The following is a 14,780-nucleotide window of genomic DNA, read 5'->3' as shown; positions in this document are numbered from 1 at the left end:
CGCCCGGCATCGTCCGCACATCACGGCGGGCGTTGAGATGGCGATCTACGGCATCGGCACCGACATCGTCCAGGTGAGCCGCATCGCGGCCGTGCTCGAGCGCACGGGCGGCCGGTTCGCCGAGAAGGTGCTGGGCCCCGACGAGCTGCGCGTGTTCCAGGCTCGCCGTGCGCGCTCGGAGGCGCGCGGCATCGCGTTTCTCGCGACGCGCTTTTCCGCGAAGGAAGCGTTCTCGAAGGCGATCGGGCTCGGCATGCACTGGCCGATGACGTGGCGCGCGCTGCAGACGCTCAACCAGCGCAGCGGCGAGCCGTACGTAGTCGCTTCGGGCGAGCTGGCCGACTGGCTTGCCGCGCGTGGCATCACGGCGCGCGTGACGGTCAGCGACGAACGCGACTACGCGGTGTCGTTCGTGGTCGCCGAGACGGACGCCGCGCCTGGCACTGCACCTGCACCTGCACCTGCACCTGTTTCCCGAACCCCCTCCTGACGGAATTCCGATTCGATGAAAACGACTCCCGGCCCGGTCATGCTCGACGTCGTCGGCACGACCCTGTCGCGCGACGATGCGCGGCGCCTCGCGCATCCGAATACCGGCGGCGTGATCCTGTTCGCGCGGCACTTCCAGAATCGTGCGCAACTGACGGCGCTGACCGACTCGATCCGCGCGGTGCGCGAAGACATCCTGATCGCCGTCGATCACGAAGGCGGCCGCGTGCAGCGGTTCCGCACCGACGGCTTCACGGTGCTGCCCGCGATGCGTCGCCTCGGCGAACTGTGGGACCGCGACGTGCTGCTCGCGACGAAGGTCGCGACCGCCGTCGGCTACATCCTGGCCGCCGAACTGCGTGCCTGCGGGATCGACATGAGCTTTACGCCGGTGCTCGATCTCGACTACGGTCACTCGAAGGTGATCGGCGATCGCGCGTTCCATCGCGACCCGCGTGTCGTCACGCTGCTCGCGAAGAGCCTGAACCACGGTTTGTCGCTCGCGGGCATGGCGAACTGCGGCAAGCATTTCCCGGGGCACGGCTTCGCGGAAGCCGATTCGCACGTCGCACTGCCGACCGACGACCGGCCGCTCGACGCGATCCTCAAGCAGGACGTCGCCCCGTACGACTGGCTCGGCCTGTCACTCTCCGCGGTGATCCCCGCGCACGTGATCTACACGCAGGTCGACAAGCGGCCCGCGGGCTTCTCGCGCGTGTGGCTGCAGGACATCCTGCGCGGGCAGCTCGGCTTCACGGGCGCGATCTTCAGCGACGACCTGTCGATGGAGGCGGCACGCGAAGGCGGCACGCTCACGCAGGCGGCTGACGCAGCGCTCGCCGCCGGCTGCGACATGGTGCTCGTCTGCAACCAGCCGGACGCGGCCGAGGTCGTGCTGAACGGGCTGAAGGCCCAGGCGTCGGCCGAGTCGGTGCGGCGCATCAAGCGGATGCGGGCGCGCGGCAAGCCGCTCAAGTGGGACAAGCTGATCGCGCAACCCGAGTATGTGCAGGCGCAGGCGCTGCTGAGCAGCGCGCTGGCGTAAGCGGAGAAGGGCGGCGTGATGTCGTCTTTCCCGTTGTCGAAAGCAAAAAGCCGCGCAGAAGCGCGGCTTTTTGCTTTTCCATCGAGGCGGGGCGAGGCGCAAGGCGACATGGCCTTACGCAACTAACCGTCAACTCCCGCCCGCGCCCCGAACAACTGCGGCGCGGTCAGTTGACCTTCATCCGCTGCAACTTGTTGTACAGCGTCTTGGGGCTGATGCCGAGCAGCGTCGCGGCCCGATGGCGCGTGCCGCCGACCGCGTCGAGCGTCGCGCGGATCAACAGGTCCTCGACGTCGGACAGCGGGGTGCCGACCTTGATCTGCACGCTGCTGCCGTTCAGCGCGGCGCCGGCGGCGAAGCTCGCTTCGCCCGCGCGCAGCGTTTCGATGAAATCGCCGGACGCGTCATAGGCGAAACGCACGCGCTCCTGCAATTCGCGCACGTTGCCGGGCCATTCGTAGGACAGGCATTCGCGCACGAAGCCCGGTGCCGCGCGCTTGTCGGTCGTGCTGCGACCGGTGGCGCTCGCTTCGCGGTTGAGTTCGTCGATAAGCGCGTCCGCGATGGCGAGCGCATCACCCTCGCGCTCGCGCAGCGGCGGCATCGTGATCGACGCCGCATCGAGACGCAGCCATAGATCCTCGCGCAGCGTGCCGTTCGCGACCGCCTCGCGGGCCGGGCGGCGCGTGGCCGCGATCAGCCGGAAGTCGCTCGCGATCGAACTCGTGCCGCCGATCCGCATGAAGTTCTGCGAGTCGAGCGCATGCAGCAGCGCTTCCTGCAGCACGAGCGGCAGTGCGGTGATCTCGTCGAGGAACAGCGTGCCGCCGCCGGCCTGTTCGAACAGGCCCGATTCGCGCCGCTCGGCGCCGTCGAACGCGCCGCGTTCATGGCCGAACAGCACGCTGTCGAGCGACGCGCCGTGACGCCCGGCATGCGCGATCGTGCGGCAGTCGAACGACACGAACGGCCCCTTGCGGCGCCGGCTCAGCTCGTGCAGCGTGCGCGCGGTCAGCTTCTTGCCCGTGCCGGCTTCGCCGGTGAACAGCACGGCCGTTTCGGTGCCGGCGTTGTGCTCGATCATGTCGTACACGTGCTGCATCGCCTCGCTGCGGCCCACCAGCGCGCCGAAACGGCCCAGGTGGCGCAGCGACGCGCGCAGCGTCCGCACTTCGTCGATCAGTTCGTAGGGGCGCGGAATCCGGGCCAGCAGGCTGCGCAGGCGCGGAATGTTGATCGGCTTCAGCAAGTAGTCCCAGATGCCGTGACGCAGGCCTTCGATCGCGCTCTCGACCGTCGCGTTGCCCGTCAGCACGATCACCGGCAGCGAACCGTTCGGCTGCTGCTGCGGCAGATGCTGGAGCAGGTCAAATCCGCTGCCGTCCGGCAGGTTCAGGTCGACCAGGACGACATCGGGAATCGAGCGGCCGAGCGCCGTGCGTGCCTCGGCGAGCGACGTGGCCGTGTCGACCGAGAAGCCGTCCGCGGCGAGCAGCGCGGTCAGGCCGGACAGACTGTTGGGATCGTCTTCGACAATCAGGGCGTGTGGCATGGTGGACGCGAGTCGAGTCAAGAGAGGCGGGCTGTCGGCTGTCGAGCCGGCCGCAGCCGCATGTCAGATTAAAAACTGATTTTATGCCCCGCTGAACGCCTGACGTACATTATTTCTTTGTCGCTATAAAACAGTTACCGATGATACAAATTGAATACCTTTAGTGCTGGATTTTGTATTGTCGATGGTGCCGACGCACCGGTGCTGTTGGCGGCAGGCAAACAAAAAGCGCCCCGAAGGGCGCTTTGTTCGATCCGGAAATCGCGAGCGATTACGCGCGGCTGCGATATTCGTTCGTGCGCGTATCGATTTCGATCTTGTCGCCGGTACTGCAGAACAGCGGCACTTGCAGTTCGAAGCCCGTCGCGAGCTTGGCGTTCTTCAGCACCTTGCCCGACGACGTGTCGCCCTTGACGGCCGGTTCCGTGTAGGTGATCTCGCGAACCAGGATCGTCGGCAGTTCGACCGAGATCGCCTTCTCGTTGTAGAACACGACTTCGCAAGCCATGCCGTCTTCGAGGTAGTTCAGCGCTTCGCCCATCATTTCCGCTTCGACTTCGTACTGGTTGTAGTCGGCGTCCATGAACACGTACATCGGATCGGCGAAGTACGAGTACGTCACTTCCTTGCGGTCGAGCACGACGACGTCGAACTTGTCGTCAGCCTTGTAGACCGATTCCTGGCCTGCGTTCGTCAGCAGGTTCTTCATCTTCATCTTGACGACGGCGGCGTTACGGCCCGACTTGTTGTATTCCGTCTTTGCGATGACCCATGCGTCGCTGCCGATCTGCACGACGTTGCCTACGCGGAGTTCCTGTGCGGTCTTCATAAAAAACTGTCCTGATCCAATCAAATAAATAGGTGCCTGAGCGTTGCACAACGGCTGACGGCGCAAGCGGGGGCGTTCCGGTGGGTGCCAAGAGCCCCGAAACGCGAGCGCTTGCGTGGTCAGCCGTCGGATAACCGCTTATTTTAACTGAGATTTTGCGTATTCCGCCAGCTTTCCGGCGAGATCGCCGACGCCCGCCAGCGCGTCGGCCCAGCATGCCGCGTTGGCGTCCAGCGCGGCACGGTGTTGCAGCAAATCGGCCCAATCGGGCGTGCCGCCGCCGTTCCATGCGTGCCAGAAGCGCTCGAGCGCGGCGCGCGGCGCGTCGGCGAGGCCGGCCGACAGGTGCGCGAGCGCGGCGTCGAGCTTCGGCAGGTGCGCGTCGTCGGCCTGCGGGTAGATGTGCCACACGAACGGTTTGCGCGCCCATTGCGCGCGAACGAACGAGTCCTCGCCGCGCACGAAGTTGATGTCGGACACCCACAGCAGCGGGTCATAGTCGGCCTGCGGGACGAACGCGAGCCCGTAAGCGGTCAGGTTGCCGGCGGCCGCGCGCGCGCCGGCGACGAACGATTCGACCCCGAAGAAACGCGCGACGGCCGGCGATACGCGGCCGGCAGGCACGAGCGCGACGACGTGCGACGGGCCGTCGCGCCACTGCGCGAGCAGCGCATCGACGGCCGGATTTTCATAGGCGAAGAGGCTGACGACGGTCGTGCCCGGCGCCGGCGGCGCGTCGCCGGTCGCCTGCCGCCACCAGGCGGCGCGCGCTGCCGTGTCGGCTTCGAAGGCCGCGCGGCGCGCGTCGAGGTCGCGTTCCTTCAGCACGCCGCCCGTGCCGGCCGATAGTCCCGGGAAGAAGAACGTCTTCAGCAGCGGGTACCGCGGATGGGGCGACGGCCGCAGATGGAAATCGGCGACCCAGTCCTCGGCGCTCAGGTATTCGAGATTGATCCACACGGGGCGGCGCGCGCGGCGCGCCATCGCCGCGAGATACGCGCCGGGCAGCTCGCACGCGAACGCCTCGATCACGACGTCGGCGATCTCCAGCGCGTCGCCGGCTTCCGCATGCCAGTGTTCGATCACGATGGCGTCGAGCGTCTGCCGTCCGGCATCGGGATCGACCCCCGGCAGCAGACGCGCGAACGTGCGCAGATCGTCGACGAACAGGCGCACCTGCCAGCCGTGCTCGTGTGCGAGCTGGCGCGCGAGGCGCCAGCACACGCCGATGTCGCCGAAGTTGTCGATCACGGTGCAGAAGAGGTCGCACGCGATCGGTTCGTCGGGTGCGAGCGGCGCAGGGGAGGCGGGGGTGGTGCGGGGCATCGAAGCGGACCGGTGAATGCTCTAAACTGGCGATTCTAATGGACCCGTTCCGCGCCACAAGGCACCCGGATCACGCATGACATCCCCAGAAGCCGCCGACATCCCGTTCGAACCCAAGAAGATCCTCGCGCAGTTGCCGCACATGCCGGGCGTCTACCGCTACTACGACACGGCGGGCGCCGTACTTTACGTAGGCAAGGCGCGCGACCTGAAGAAGCGCGTATCCAGCTATTTCACGAAGACGCAGCTGTCGCCGCGCATCGCGATGATGGTCACGCGCATCGCACGCATCGAGACGACCGTCACGCGCTCGGAGGCGGAAGCGCTGCTGCTCGAGAACAATCTGATCAAGGCGCTCACGCCGCGCTACAACATCCTGTTTCGCGACGACAAGTCGTATCCGTACCTGAAGCTCACCGCGCACCGCTTTCCGCGCATGGCTTACTACCGCGGCTCGGTCGACAAGCAGAACCAGTACTTCGGGCCGTTCCCGAGCGCATGGGCCGTGCGCGAGAGCATCCAGATCCTGCAGCGCGTGTTCCAGCTGCGCACCTGCGAGGATTCGGTCTTCAACAACCGCACGCGGCCATGCCTGCTCCATCAGATCGGGCGCTGCACGGCGCCGTGCGTCGGCGCGATTTCCGAGGACGACTACGCGATCGACGTGTCGAATGCCGCGCGGTTTCTGCTCGGTCGGCAGTCGGAAGTGATGAAGGAGCTCGAGCAGAAGATGCATGCGTTCGCGGCCGAGCTGAAGTTCGAGCAGGCGGCCGCCGTGCGCAACCAGATGAGCTCGCTCGCGACGGTGCTGCACCAGCAGGCGATCGAGGTCGGCAGCGACAGCGACGTCGACATCCTGGCGGTCGTCGCGCAGGGCGGGCGCGTGTGCGTGAACCTGGCGATGGTGCGCGGCGGCCGGCATCTCGGCGACAAGGCGTATTTCCCGACGCACGTCGAAAGTGCGCTGACGCTTGCCGAAGGCGGGCTCGGCGACGAAGCCGAGGCGGCGGACGCAGCCGACGAAACTGCCGCGGCATTGCCCGAGGCGCCCGAGGAAGACGCTGCCGCCGCGCGTGACGCGGGGGCGTCGGTGGAGGCCGAGGTGCTCGATGCGTTCATCGCGCAGCACTATCTCGGCAATCGCGTGCCGCCCGTGCTGGTCGTAAGCCACGCGCCCGCGAGCCGCGACCTGCTCGACTTGCTGTCCGAGCAGGCCGGTCACAAGGTCTCGCTGGTGCGGCAGCCGCAGGGGCAGCGGCGCGCGTGGCTGTCGATGGCCGAGCAGAACGCGCAGATTGCGCTCGCACGGTTGCTGTCCGAGCAGGGCTCGCAGCAGGCGCGCACGCGCGCGCTCGCGGAGACGCTCAGCTTCGAAGGTGACGATCTCGCCACGCTGCGGATCGAATGTTTCGACATCAGCCACACGATGGGCGAGGCGACGCAGGCGTCGTGCGTCGTATATCACCATCACAAGATGCAATCGGGCGAGTACCGTCGCTACAACATCACCGGGATCACGCCGGGCGACGATTACGCGGCCATGCGGCAGGTGCTGACGCGCCGCTACGAGAAGATGGTCGAGCAGGCCGCGCAGGCGGTGGCCGCCGACGACGCAGCCGGCATCGACGGCGAATCGACGCGCAAGGCCGAGGCATCGAGCCTGCTGCCGAACATCGTGCTGATCGACGGCGGCAAGGGGCAGGTCGAGATCGCGCGACAAGTGTTCACCGAACTCGGGCTCGACACGTCAATGCTGGTCGGCGTCGCGAAGGGCGAAGGGCGCAAGGTCGGCCTCGAGACGCTCGTGTTCGCGGACGGCCGCGCGCCGCTCGAACTCGGCAAGGAGAGTGCCGCGCTGATGCTCGTCGCGCAGATCCGCGACGAGGCGCATCGTTTCGCGATCACCGGAATGCGCGCGAAGCGGGCGAAGGCGCGCCAGACCTCGCGGCTCGAGGAGCTCGAAGGGATCGGCGCGAAACGCCGGCAGCGACTGCTCGCGCGGTTCGGCGGGCTGCGCGGCGTGGTCGCCGCGAGCGTCGAGGAACTGGCGAGCGTCGACGGTATCTCGTACGCTCTCGCCGAGCAGATCTACAAGCAGCTTCACTGAAGCGGCCGTGCGGCCGGCGGCTCCTGCGCGCGATCTCGCGTTCTTGTGGCAGGCCGGTCGACACGGCACAATTGCAAATCCTTTACTGACCCGCCTGCCATGCCGTTCAATTTCCCGATTTTCCTGACGTGGGTACGGATCGTGCTGATCCCGCTCGTCGTCGGCGTGTTCTATCTGCCGGACACGGTGATGGGCGGCGCGCACCGCAACCTCGCGGCGGCGGCGATCTTCATTCTCGCCGCGCTGACCGACTGGTTCGACGGGTTTCTCGCCCGCAAGTGGAACCAGACGTCGTCGTTCGGCGCGTTCCTCGATCCGGTTGCTGACAAGCTGATGGTGACCGCCGCGCTGCTGATCCTCGTGCAGATTTCGCGGGTCGATGCGGCGATCGCGCTCGTGATCGTCGGCCGCGAGATCGCGATCTCGGCGCTACGCGAGTGGATGGCACAGATCGGCGCGTCGAAGAGCGTCGCGGTCAACCAGCTCGGCAAGTTCAAGACCGCGTGCCAGATGGTCGCGATCCCGATGCTGCTGTACTACGGCCCGCTGCCGCTCGGCATCGCGACGATCGACACGCGCGTGTGGGGCGAGTGGCTGATGTATCTCGCGGCGGTGCTGACGATCTGGTCGATGCTGTACTACATGAAGCTTGCATGGCCGCAGATTCGCGAGCGCGGCGGCGCGTGATCGGCCCCGCATGGTCGATTGCGCAGGTTTTTGGAAAAAGGGCTGGAAAAGCCCTTGACACACGAATGTGCCTTCGACATAATCTCGCTTCTCCGCTGCACGACGAAGTAAGTGTGTGACGGGGAAGCAGTAGCGTATCAATACGCGGGAGTAGCTCAGTTGGTAGAGCGCAACCTTGCCAAGGTTGAGGTCGCGAGTTCGAGACTCGTCTCCCGCTCCAGATTTTTTCTGGCAGCGTGTTGTACGGCAAAGCGCTGCAGATGCAGGACACATGCGGGAGTAGCTCAGTTGGTAGAGCGCAACCTTGCCAAGGTTGAGGTCGCGAGTTCGAGACTCGTCTCCCGCTCCAGATTTTTCTGGCAGCGTGTTGTACGGCAAAGCGCTGCAGATGCAGGACACATGCGGGAGTAGCTCAGTTGGTAGAGCGCAACCTTGCCAAGGTTGAGGTCGCGAGTTCGAGACTCGTCTCCCGCTCCAGATTTTTCTGGCAGCGTGTTGTACGGCAAAGCGCTGCAGGTGCAGGACAATGCGGGAGTAGCTCAGTTGGTAGAGCGCAACCTTGCCAAGGTTGAGGTCGCGAGTTCGAGACTCGTCTCCCGCTCCAAGTAATGGGGAAGCCACGCTTCCCTTTTTATTTGATGGACTGATGGTCCTCGAATAAAAAATCTGTCGCTTGCCTCCACGGCATCCGGACAGTCCGCTTTTGGCGCGATAGCAAAGCGGTTATGCAGCGGCCTGCAAAGCCGTTTAGGCCGGTTCGACTCCGGCTCGCGCCTCCAAGTAAGAAAAGAAAAGCCCCGCTTCGGCGGGGCTTTTCTTTTTTCCGCGCCTCATTCGCGCATCTATTCCGCCGGATACGTCAGCGTCACCAACTCGCACTTCGACGTGCTCTTGCCGTCGTAGTCGTAAATCGCGAGCAGGTGCTGGCCCTTGCTGTTCAGTATCGGCAGCGTGATCGTCCGCCGATTCGGGTTGCCGCCGCCGGCGGGTTCGTCCGACACCTGTTTGCGGATTTCCGATTCGAGGTCCGACGGCGTGTTGATGCCGTTCTCCGGCCCGCGGCTGCGCACCCGGCTGTAGAAATGAAAACCGTTGTCGGTCCAGCCGCGCGGCAGCATGTTGCGCCACTGGTTGTTGGTGACTTCCTTCCACAGCAGATCGGTGTTGCCGCTCAACGCGAACGGCGTCGGACACGCGCCGGCCGCGAACGCTTGTCCGCAGAAAAGCGGGAGGGCGGCAAGCGACCACGCAACGCGTCGGGCCGCGCGGCGCGCGAGGCCGGCATCGCGTCGCGATCCGGCAAGGTGCGACAGGACAGGGGGCGTTTTCATACGGCATTCTCCGGGTGATGGATCGGTACGCGGCCGTGCTGCGACCGCTGGGGAATACCGTATCGCTACCGTTCTCGCAGAAGAATGCGGCGAACGTCACACGTGCAGTCACGGGGCAAAGGGGCGAGGCCTCGGCCCGGGAAGGCCCGGAGGAGGGGCGACAACGCGCTCCGGTGGGGAGAGGGGGCGATCGCGCGTTGTCGCGGGCGAAGCGATGGGCGTGCTGCGGGCCGTCTATACCGCCCGCGTCATCATGAGCATGCCGAACGTTCGGCGATGCCGGTCAGCCGTCGACCGGCCGTGCCGGCGTGTCGAGCCTCAGCTGATAGAACGCCGCATCGAGCCAGCGGCCGAACTTGAAGCCCGCTTCGGTGATCGTGCCCGAGTGCGCGAAGCCGAGCCGCGTATGCAGCGCGACGCTGCCGCTGTTGGTCGCGTCGATGCAGCCGACCAGCAAATGCACGTCAGCTTCGCGCGCACGCCGGATCAACTCGCGCAGCAGCAATTCGCCGAGCCCGCGGCCGCGATGGTCGCGGTGGACGTAGACGCTGTGCTCGACCGTGTACTTGAACGCCGGGAACGCGCGGAACGTGCCCCAGCTCGCGAAGCCGACCAGCGTGCCCGATTCGTCGACCGCGCCGACGACCGGAAACCCACCGGCGCGCTTCGTCGCGAACCAGGTGATCATCGCTTCCGGTGGGCGAGGCTGGTAGTCGTACAGCGCGGTGGAGTTCAAGATCGCATCGTTCAGGATCTCGAGAATGGCCTCGGCATGCTCGGCCTCGTTGCAATCGATCAGGCGCACGTCGTCGCGCGGTGTCGGGGAATTCATACGGGCTCCTGCGCCTGTCGGCCTTGAACGGATGACACATTCCGCGCGCCGATGGCGGCGGGGGCATCGCAGATCGCGACGACATAGCGCGCGACGTGCGACGACGGGTTGCTGAAAACCAGCGGCTGATCGACGCGCATGGCGAGACAGTCGCCTTCGTGTAGTTTGTGAAGCTGATCGCCGAATGTGACGTCGATGCACCCGCGGACGACCCACACCTGTTGATGCAGCGCGCTTTCGCGCCCGCCGGAGTCGTACGCGACGCGCGCGCCGGGCGGGAAATCGACCTCGACGAGCTGGATCGGCGACGGCCATCCGGGCGGCGACAGATTGCGCCGCACGTACCCGGATGCCGGATCGCGCCATTCCGCCTGCTGTGCGCGCCGCACCAGCGGCTGCGCGGGTGCGTCGTCGCGATCGCCGGCGAACAGCCCGGCCAGCGACACGCCCAGACCGGCCGCGAGCTTGTCGAGCACGACGGCCGTCGGGCTCGCCGACGCACGCTCGATGAGCGAAATCATCGAACGGCTGACGCCGGAGCGCGCGGCGAGCGCATCCAGCGTGTAGCCTCGCAGCGTGCGCAGGTCGCGCACGCGTCGGGCAATGCGTTCGTTGATGCCGGTGTCGTCAGCGGGGGCAGCGGTTGATTCTTGCATGATGGATTTATTGTCCAGCAAGCTGGAATTTGATGTCAACGGGATTCCTGCCGTCGCGGTCGACGATTCGCTGTCGGTCGCGTGCTTGCCGGACGACCCGGGCGAGCGTAATATACGAAACGGCTATATTTCGTTTAATTAGAGACATATGGGAATCATCAAGATATCCGAGCACATGCACGAACGGCTGCGCTCGACCAGCACCGCGCTGAGCCGTTCGATCAATGCACAGGCCGAGCACTGGCTGCGCGTCGGGATGCTGGCGGAGCTCAATCCGTCACTGTCCTACGGCGATATCTGCCGGATGCTGATCGAGACCGAAGCGCGCGGCGGCGATGCCCGACCGACAGAGTTGGTCGCCCACGGCATCGAGCAGGTGGCGTGATGGCGAGACGCGAAATCCCGATCCGCGGTGCCGCGGAAATCGCCAGGTCGCGCGAAGCCGCGAAGCTCGCGTCCCAGGTGCTGACGATGATCACCGAGCACGTGAAGCCGGGCGTCACCACCGACGAGCTGGATGCGCGCTGCCGCGAATACATCGTTGACGAGCTCCGCGCGATCCCGGCGAACATCGGATACCACGGCTATCCGAAAACCCTGTGCACGTCGGTCAATCACGTGGTCTGTCACGGCATTCCGTCGTCGCGGCCGATGCGCGACGGCGACATCGTGAATCTCGACATCGCGGTGATCAAGGACGGCTGGTTCGGCGACACGAGCCGCATGTACTTCGTCGGCGAGCCGGGCGAACTGGCGCGGCGCCTCGTCGCGACGACCTACGAGGCGATGCATGCGGGCATCCGCGCGGTTCGTCCGGGCGCGACGCTCGGCGACGTCGGCTACGCGATCCAGCAGGTCGCACATCGAGAAGGGTTCAGCGTGGTCCGCGAGTATTGCGGGCACGGGATCGGCGACGTATATCACGACGAGCCTCAGGTGCTGCACTACGGCCGCCCGGGTACCGGCGTGCCGCTGCGGCCGGGGATGATCTTCACGATCGAGCCGATGCTGAACGCGGGCAAGCGCGATACGCGCGTGCTGGCCGACGGCTGGACGGTCGTCACCAAGGACCATTCGCTATCCGCCCAATGGGAGCACATGGTCGTCGTGACGGAGCAGGGCTTCGAGATCCTGTCGGACGATGTGAAGCCGCCGGCGTTCGCGGCGCTGTCCGGCACGCACGCGGCCTGACGCGCGGCGTGCCGCACGCAGCGGCGCAATGAAAAGGGCCCCGTCATGGGGCCCTTTTCATTTGGAGTCGCGCGGCGCGATCAGCAGAGGATCGTCTCCACCGCCGCGACCCGCAGCGCCACGCGGCTCAACGGGGGCTCAACCGCGCGCCTTCTGCCATGCGTGCTCGACGAACACGCGGCACAGCGCTTCCATTCCGTTGCGGTCCTCGTCATCGAAACGTGCGGCAACGGGGCTGTCGACGTCCCACACGCCGATCAGCGTGCCGTCGGCGGCCACCAGCGGCACGACGATTTCCGATTCCGACGCGGCATCGCAGGCGATATGGCCGGGGAATTCGTGCACGTCGCGCACGACCTGCGTCTCGCGGGTCTGCGCGGCCGTGCCGCACACGCCCTTGCCGAGCGCGATCCGCACGCACGCGGGCTTGCCCTGGAACGGGCCGACCACGAGTTCAGTCCCGTCGAAGAAATAGAAGCCGGCCCAGTTCAGGCGGTCGAGCGAGTGATAGACGAGCGCGGAGAAGTTCGCGGCGTTCGCGGTCAGGTCGCGTTCCGTTTCGACGAGCGCGCGTGCCTGTTCGACGAGCGTCGCATAGAGTTCGGCCTTGGAGGCGTGAGGGGCGGTGGACAGCGTGAACATGGCTGAAATGCGAAAAGGGTTATGGGCAGCGGGATTGTGAAAAGCGCGATGCGCGTCCCGCAGTCTACGGCACGCGCGGCTCGTTTGCAGCGCGTGGTTCGCGGGCGCCGTGGTGAACGCGCAGCGCCGTCGCTCAATCAGGTTCGAGCTCGGCGAACCGCTCGGCCAGGAAATCGAGCAGCGCGCGCACCGCGGGCAGCAGCCCGCGCCGCGACGCGAACACCGCGTGCACGATTTCGCGCCGCGGTGCCCAGTCCGGCAGCACGGTCGCCAGTTCGCCGCGCGCGACTTCGTCGCGCACCATCATCGTCGGCAACTGCACGATGCCGACGCCCGCGACGGCCGCCGCACGCAGTGCGAGCATGCCGCCCGTCACGAGCCGCGGCTGGTGATGGATTTCCGCCTGCGCGCCGTCGGGGCCGCGCAGCCGCCACACGTGCGCGGCCTGCGGCACGCCGTGATCGAGGCTCGGCAAGCGGGTCAGGTCTGCGGGGACGGCCGGCACGCCGCGCTCGCGCAGCAACGCGGGGCTCGCGACGAGACACTGCCCGCGCTCGGCCAGCACGCGCAACGCGAGATCGCTGTCCTCGAGCGGCGGCGGGCGCACGCGAATCGCGACGTCGATCCCTTCGCCGACGACGTCGACGCGCCGGTTGGTCGCTTCGAGATGAATCTCGACGCGCGGGCACGTGACCATGAACGCGGCGATCATCGCGCCGACCAGCGAATCGAGCAGCACGACCGGGCAACTGACCCGCACGATGCCGCGCGGCTCCTCGTGCAGCAGCGCGATCGCCTCGTCGGCGGCGTCCGCTTCGACGAGCATCGCGCGACAATGCGCGTAATAGGTCTGGCCGACGTCGGTGACAGTGAAGCGGCGTGTCGAGCGCTGGATCAGCCGCATTCCGAGCCGCGCTTCAAGCAGCGCGATGCGGCGGCTCAGCTTCGATTTCGGCATGTTCAGCGCGCGTCCTGCCGGTGCGAAGCCGCCGTGCTCGACCACCTGCACGAAGTAATAGAGATCGTTCAGATCCCGTTCGTTATCGTTCATTAAATAGAACGCTGAGTGCGATTTTGGCAGTCTACCGCATCGATCGTTCCACCTCTATATTCCTTCTCAGGATGCGAAACACGTGTTTCGCCGCAATTCGGAGAAGGCAAATGAAGAAGATCCAGGGTGTGTACAGTGCGCCGCGCGGTCATTGGGTCGGCGACGGTTTCCCGGTGCGATCGATGTTCAGCTATCAGTCTCACGGCGCACATCTGAGCCCGTTCCTGCTGCTCGACTACGCCGGTCCTGCGAACTTCGAGCCGGCTTCGGCGCCGCGCGGGGTGGGACAGCACCCGCACCGCGGGTTCGAAACGGTGACGATCGTCTATGAGGGCGAAGTCGCACACCGCGACTCGACCGGCGCGGGCGGCGTGATCGGCCCGGGCGACGTGCAGTGGATGACGGCCGCGAGCGGGATCCTGCACGAGGAGTTTCACTCGGAAGCGTTCACGAAGCGTGGCGGCCCGCTCGAGATGGTGCAGCTGTGGGTGAACCTGCCCGCGGCCGACAAGATGGGTGCGCCCGGTTATCAGACGCTTCTGAACGCGGACATCCCGGTGGTCGAATTGCCGGACGGCGCAGGTCGCGCGCGGATCATCGCGGGCGAGTTCGACGGGCGGCGCGGCCCGGCCCGCACGCACACGCCGATCGATGTGTGGGACGTGCGGCTTGCAGCAGGCGGCCGTGCACGGTTCCCGATCGCCGAAGGGCGGACGCTCGCGGTGGTCGTGCTGAGCGGGACATTGCTGGTGAACGGCGAGACGGTCGCCCGCGAAGCGCAGTTCGTGCAACTGAGCCGCGACGGCCGCGACGTCGAGATCGAAGCGAACGGCGATGCCAAGCTGCTGATTCTGAGCGGCGAGCCGATCGATGAGCCGGTCGTCGGTTACGGGCCGTTCGTGATGAACTCGCAAGAGGAAATCCGGACTGCGATCGACGATTTCAACAGCGGCCGCTTCGGCCAGATGCCGGTGTGACGGACAGGCCCCGCGCAATGCGGGGCTTTTTTTCATGCGCGGCGCGGCGGCACGCGTGCCGCGTG

The 14,780-nt window shown here is 66.3% G+C and carries 15 protein-coding genes and 5 tRNA genes; 12 read left to right on the top strand and 8 right to left on the bottom strand.

What is annotated here, in order from left to right; translation table 11 throughout:
• Positions 1–37: 37 nt before the first annotated feature.
• Complete coding sequence (gene acpS, locus DIE11_RS10215) at positions 38–490, top strand: holo-ACP synthase (RefSeq protein ID WP_124623320.1); 453 nt, start codon at positions 38–40, stop codon at positions 488–490.
• Between the two features lie 15 nt (positions 491–505).
• Positions 506–1,534 carry a beta-N-acetylhexosaminidase gene (gene nagZ / locus DIE11_RS10210; RefSeq protein WP_124623318.1) on the top strand — a complete coding sequence of 343 codons (1,029 nt, stop codon included), beginning with the start codon at positions 506–508 and terminating at the stop codon, positions 1,532–1,534.
• 166 nt (positions 1,535–1,700) lie between these two features.
• Here the strand turns inward: nagZ and DIE11_RS10205 are convergent, their stop codons facing one another.
• The 3 genes from DIE11_RS10205 to earP form a co-directional block, all read right to left on the bottom strand.
• A complete protein-coding gene (locus DIE11_RS10205) occupies positions 1,701–3,086 on the bottom strand; it encodes a sigma-54 dependent transcriptional regulator (protein WP_124623316.1) in 1,386 nt (461 codons plus the stop codon).
• A 271-nt stretch (positions 3,087–3,357) separates the two neighbouring features.
• Positions 3,358–3,915 carry an elongation factor P gene (gene efp / locus DIE11_RS10200; protein WP_059607070.1) on the bottom strand — a complete coding sequence of 186 codons (558 nt, stop codon included), beginning with the start codon at positions 3,913–3,915 and terminating at the stop codon, positions 3,358–3,360.
• 138 nt (positions 3,916–4,053) lie between these two features.
• Positions 4,054–5,241 carry an elongation factor P maturation arginine rhamnosyltransferase EarP gene (earP, locus tag DIE11_RS10195; protein ID WP_124623314.1) on the bottom strand — a complete coding sequence of 396 codons (1,188 nt, stop codon included), beginning with the start codon at positions 5,239–5,241 and terminating at the stop codon, positions 4,054–4,056.
• 76 nt (positions 5,242–5,317) lie between these two features.
• On the opposite strand from earP, the gene uvrC reads away from it, so the two are divergent.
• From uvrC to DIE11_RS10160, 7 genes are all read left to right on the top strand, one after another.
• Positions 5,318–7,348, top strand: a complete 2,031-nt coding sequence (uvrC, locus tag DIE11_RS10190) for an excinuclease ABC subunit UvrC (protein WP_124623312.1) — start codon at positions 5,318–5,320, stop codon at positions 7,346–7,348.
• A gap of 99 nt (positions 7,349–7,447) precedes the next feature.
• Positions 7,448–8,035, top strand: coding sequence for a CDP-diacylglycerol--glycerol-3-phosphate 3-phosphatidyltransferase (gene pgsA / locus DIE11_RS10185; RefSeq protein ID WP_006757520.1), 588 nt, complete (start codon positions 7,448–7,450; stop codon positions 8,033–8,035).
• A 144-nt stretch (positions 8,036–8,179) separates the two neighbouring features.
• Positions 8,180–8,255 (top strand) — tRNA-Gly (locus DIE11_RS10180).
• Between the two features lie 53 nt (positions 8,256–8,308).
• Positions 8,309–8,384: transfer RNA gene (locus DIE11_RS10175), tRNA-Gly, on the top strand.
• A 52-nt stretch (positions 8,385–8,436) separates the two neighbouring features.
• Positions 8,437–8,512: transfer RNA gene (locus tag DIE11_RS10170), tRNA-Gly, on the top strand.
• 51 nt (positions 8,513–8,563) lie between these two features.
• Positions 8,564–8,639 (top strand) — tRNA-Gly (locus tag DIE11_RS10165).
• Positions 8,640–8,740: 101 nt separating this feature from the next.
• Positions 8,741–8,814 (top strand) — tRNA-Cys (locus DIE11_RS10160).
• Positions 8,815–8,877: 63 nt separating this feature from the next.
• Here DIE11_RS10160 and DIE11_RS10155 read toward each other — a convergent pair.
• From DIE11_RS10155 to DIE11_RS10145, 3 genes are all read right to left on the bottom strand, one after another.
• Complete coding sequence (locus DIE11_RS10155; protein WP_124623310.1) at positions 8,878–9,366, bottom strand: hypothetical protein; 489 nt, start codon at positions 9,364–9,366, stop codon at positions 8,878–8,880.
• Positions 9,367–9,649: 283 nt separating this feature from the next.
• A complete protein-coding gene (locus DIE11_RS10150; protein WP_124623308.1) occupies positions 9,650–10,198 on the bottom strand; it encodes a GNAT family N-acetyltransferase in 549 nt (182 codons plus the stop codon).
• The gene (locus tag DIE11_RS10145; RefSeq protein ID WP_059678707.1) at positions 10,195–10,854 is read right to left on the bottom strand and encodes a helix-turn-helix domain-containing protein; all 660 of its coding nucleotides are present in this window, start codon (positions 10,852–10,854) and stop codon (positions 10,195–10,197) included. The genes DIE11_RS10150 and DIE11_RS10145 overlap by 4 nt, the downstream gene beginning before the upstream one ends.
• Before the next feature lie 148 nt (positions 10,855–11,002).
• Between DIE11_RS10145 and DIE11_RS10140 the strand changes: the two genes are divergently transcribed.
• Entirely contained in the window at positions 11,003–11,239 is a 237-nt protein-coding gene (locus DIE11_RS10140) for a ParD-like family protein (protein ID WP_124623306.1), read from the top strand.
• Entirely contained in the window at positions 11,239–12,045 is an 807-nt protein-coding gene (map, locus tag DIE11_RS10135; protein ID WP_124623304.1) for a type I methionyl aminopeptidase, read from the top strand. Before DIE11_RS10140 ends, map begins: the two co-directional genes overlap by 1 nt.
• Before the next feature lie 138 nt (positions 12,046–12,183).
• Here the strand turns inward: map and DIE11_RS10130 are convergent, their stop codons facing one another.
• Together DIE11_RS10130 and DIE11_RS10125 are read right to left on the bottom strand one after the other, a co-directional pair.
• Positions 12,184–12,687, bottom strand: a complete 504-nt coding sequence (locus DIE11_RS10130) for a GAF domain-containing protein (RefSeq protein WP_124623302.1) — start codon at positions 12,685–12,687, stop codon at positions 12,184–12,186.
• 133 nt (positions 12,688–12,820) lie between these two features.
• A complete protein-coding gene (locus tag DIE11_RS10125) occupies positions 12,821–13,738 on the bottom strand; it encodes a LysR family transcriptional regulator (RefSeq protein ID WP_059607090.1) in 918 nt (305 codons plus the stop codon).
• A 110-nt stretch (positions 13,739–13,848) separates the two neighbouring features.
• On the opposite strand from DIE11_RS10125, the gene DIE11_RS10120 reads away from it, so the two are divergent.
• Positions 13,849–14,715 carry a pirin family protein gene (locus tag DIE11_RS10120; protein ID WP_124623300.1) on the top strand — a complete coding sequence of 289 codons (867 nt, stop codon included), beginning with the start codon at positions 13,849–13,851 and terminating at the stop codon, positions 14,713–14,715.
• Positions 14,716–14,780: the final 65 nt, after the last annotated feature.

This window comes from Burkholderia sp. Bp9012, from assembly GCF_003853825.1.
Taxonomy (GTDB): domain Bacteria; phylum Pseudomonadota; class Gammaproteobacteria; order Burkholderiales; family Burkholderiaceae; genus Burkholderia; species Burkholderia diffusa.
This window is presented reverse-complemented; position numbering and strand designations above follow the sequence as displayed.

What these genes read in the sequence shown, in the direction of transcription:
- acpS (WP_124623320.1), top strand. Translation starts at nt 38, where the DNA reads ATGGCGATCTACGGCATCGGCACCGACATCGTCCAGGTGAGCCGCATC.
- nagZ (WP_124623318.1), top strand. Translation starts at nt 506, where the DNA reads ATGAAAACGACTCCCGGCCCGGTCATGCTCGACGTCGTCGGCACGACC.
- DIE11_RS10205 (WP_124623316.1), bottom strand. Translation starts at nt 3,086, where the DNA reads ATGCCACACGCCCTGATTGTCGAAGACGATCCCAACAGTCTGTCCGGC.
- efp (WP_059607070.1), bottom strand. Translation starts at nt 3,915, where the DNA reads ATGAAGACCGCACAGGAACTCCGCGTAGGCAACGTCGTGCAGATCGGC.
- earP (WP_124623314.1), bottom strand. Translation starts at nt 5,241, where the DNA reads ATGCCCCGCACCACCCCCGCCTCCCCTGCGCCGCTCGCACCCGACGAA.
- uvrC (WP_124623312.1), top strand. Translation starts at nt 5,318, where the DNA reads ATGACATCCCCAGAAGCCGCCGACATCCCGTTCGAACCCAAGAAGATC.
- pgsA (WP_006757520.1), top strand. Translation starts at nt 7,448, where the DNA reads ATGCCGTTCAATTTCCCGATTTTCCTGACGTGGGTACGGATCGTGCTG.
- DIE11_RS10155 (WP_124623310.1), bottom strand. Translation starts at nt 9,366, where the DNA reads ATGAAAACGCCCCCTGTCCTGTCGCACCTTGCCGGATCGCGACGCGAT.
- DIE11_RS10150 (WP_124623308.1), bottom strand. Translation starts at nt 10,198, where the DNA reads ATGAATTCCCCGACACCGCGCGACGACGTGCGCCTGATCGATTGCAAC.
- DIE11_RS10145 (WP_059678707.1), bottom strand. Translation starts at nt 10,854, where the DNA reads ATGCAAGAATCAACCGCTGCCCCCGCTGACGACACCGGCATCAACGAA.
- DIE11_RS10140 (WP_124623306.1), top strand. Translation starts at nt 11,003, where the DNA reads ATGGGAATCATCAAGATATCCGAGCACATGCACGAACGGCTGCGCTCG.
- map (WP_124623304.1), top strand. Translation starts at nt 11,239, where the DNA reads ATGGCGAGACGCGAAATCCCGATCCGCGGTGCCGCGGAAATCGCCAGG.
- DIE11_RS10130 (WP_124623302.1), bottom strand. Translation starts at nt 12,687, where the DNA reads ATGTTCACGCTGTCCACCGCCCCTCACGCCTCCAAGGCCGAACTCTAT.
- DIE11_RS10125 (WP_059607090.1), bottom strand. Translation starts at nt 13,738, where the DNA reads ATGAACGATAACGAACGGGATCTGAACGATCTCTATTACTTCGTGCAG.
- DIE11_RS10120 (WP_124623300.1), top strand. Translation starts at nt 13,849, where the DNA reads ATGAAGAAGATCCAGGGTGTGTACAGTGCGCCGCGCGGTCATTGGGTC.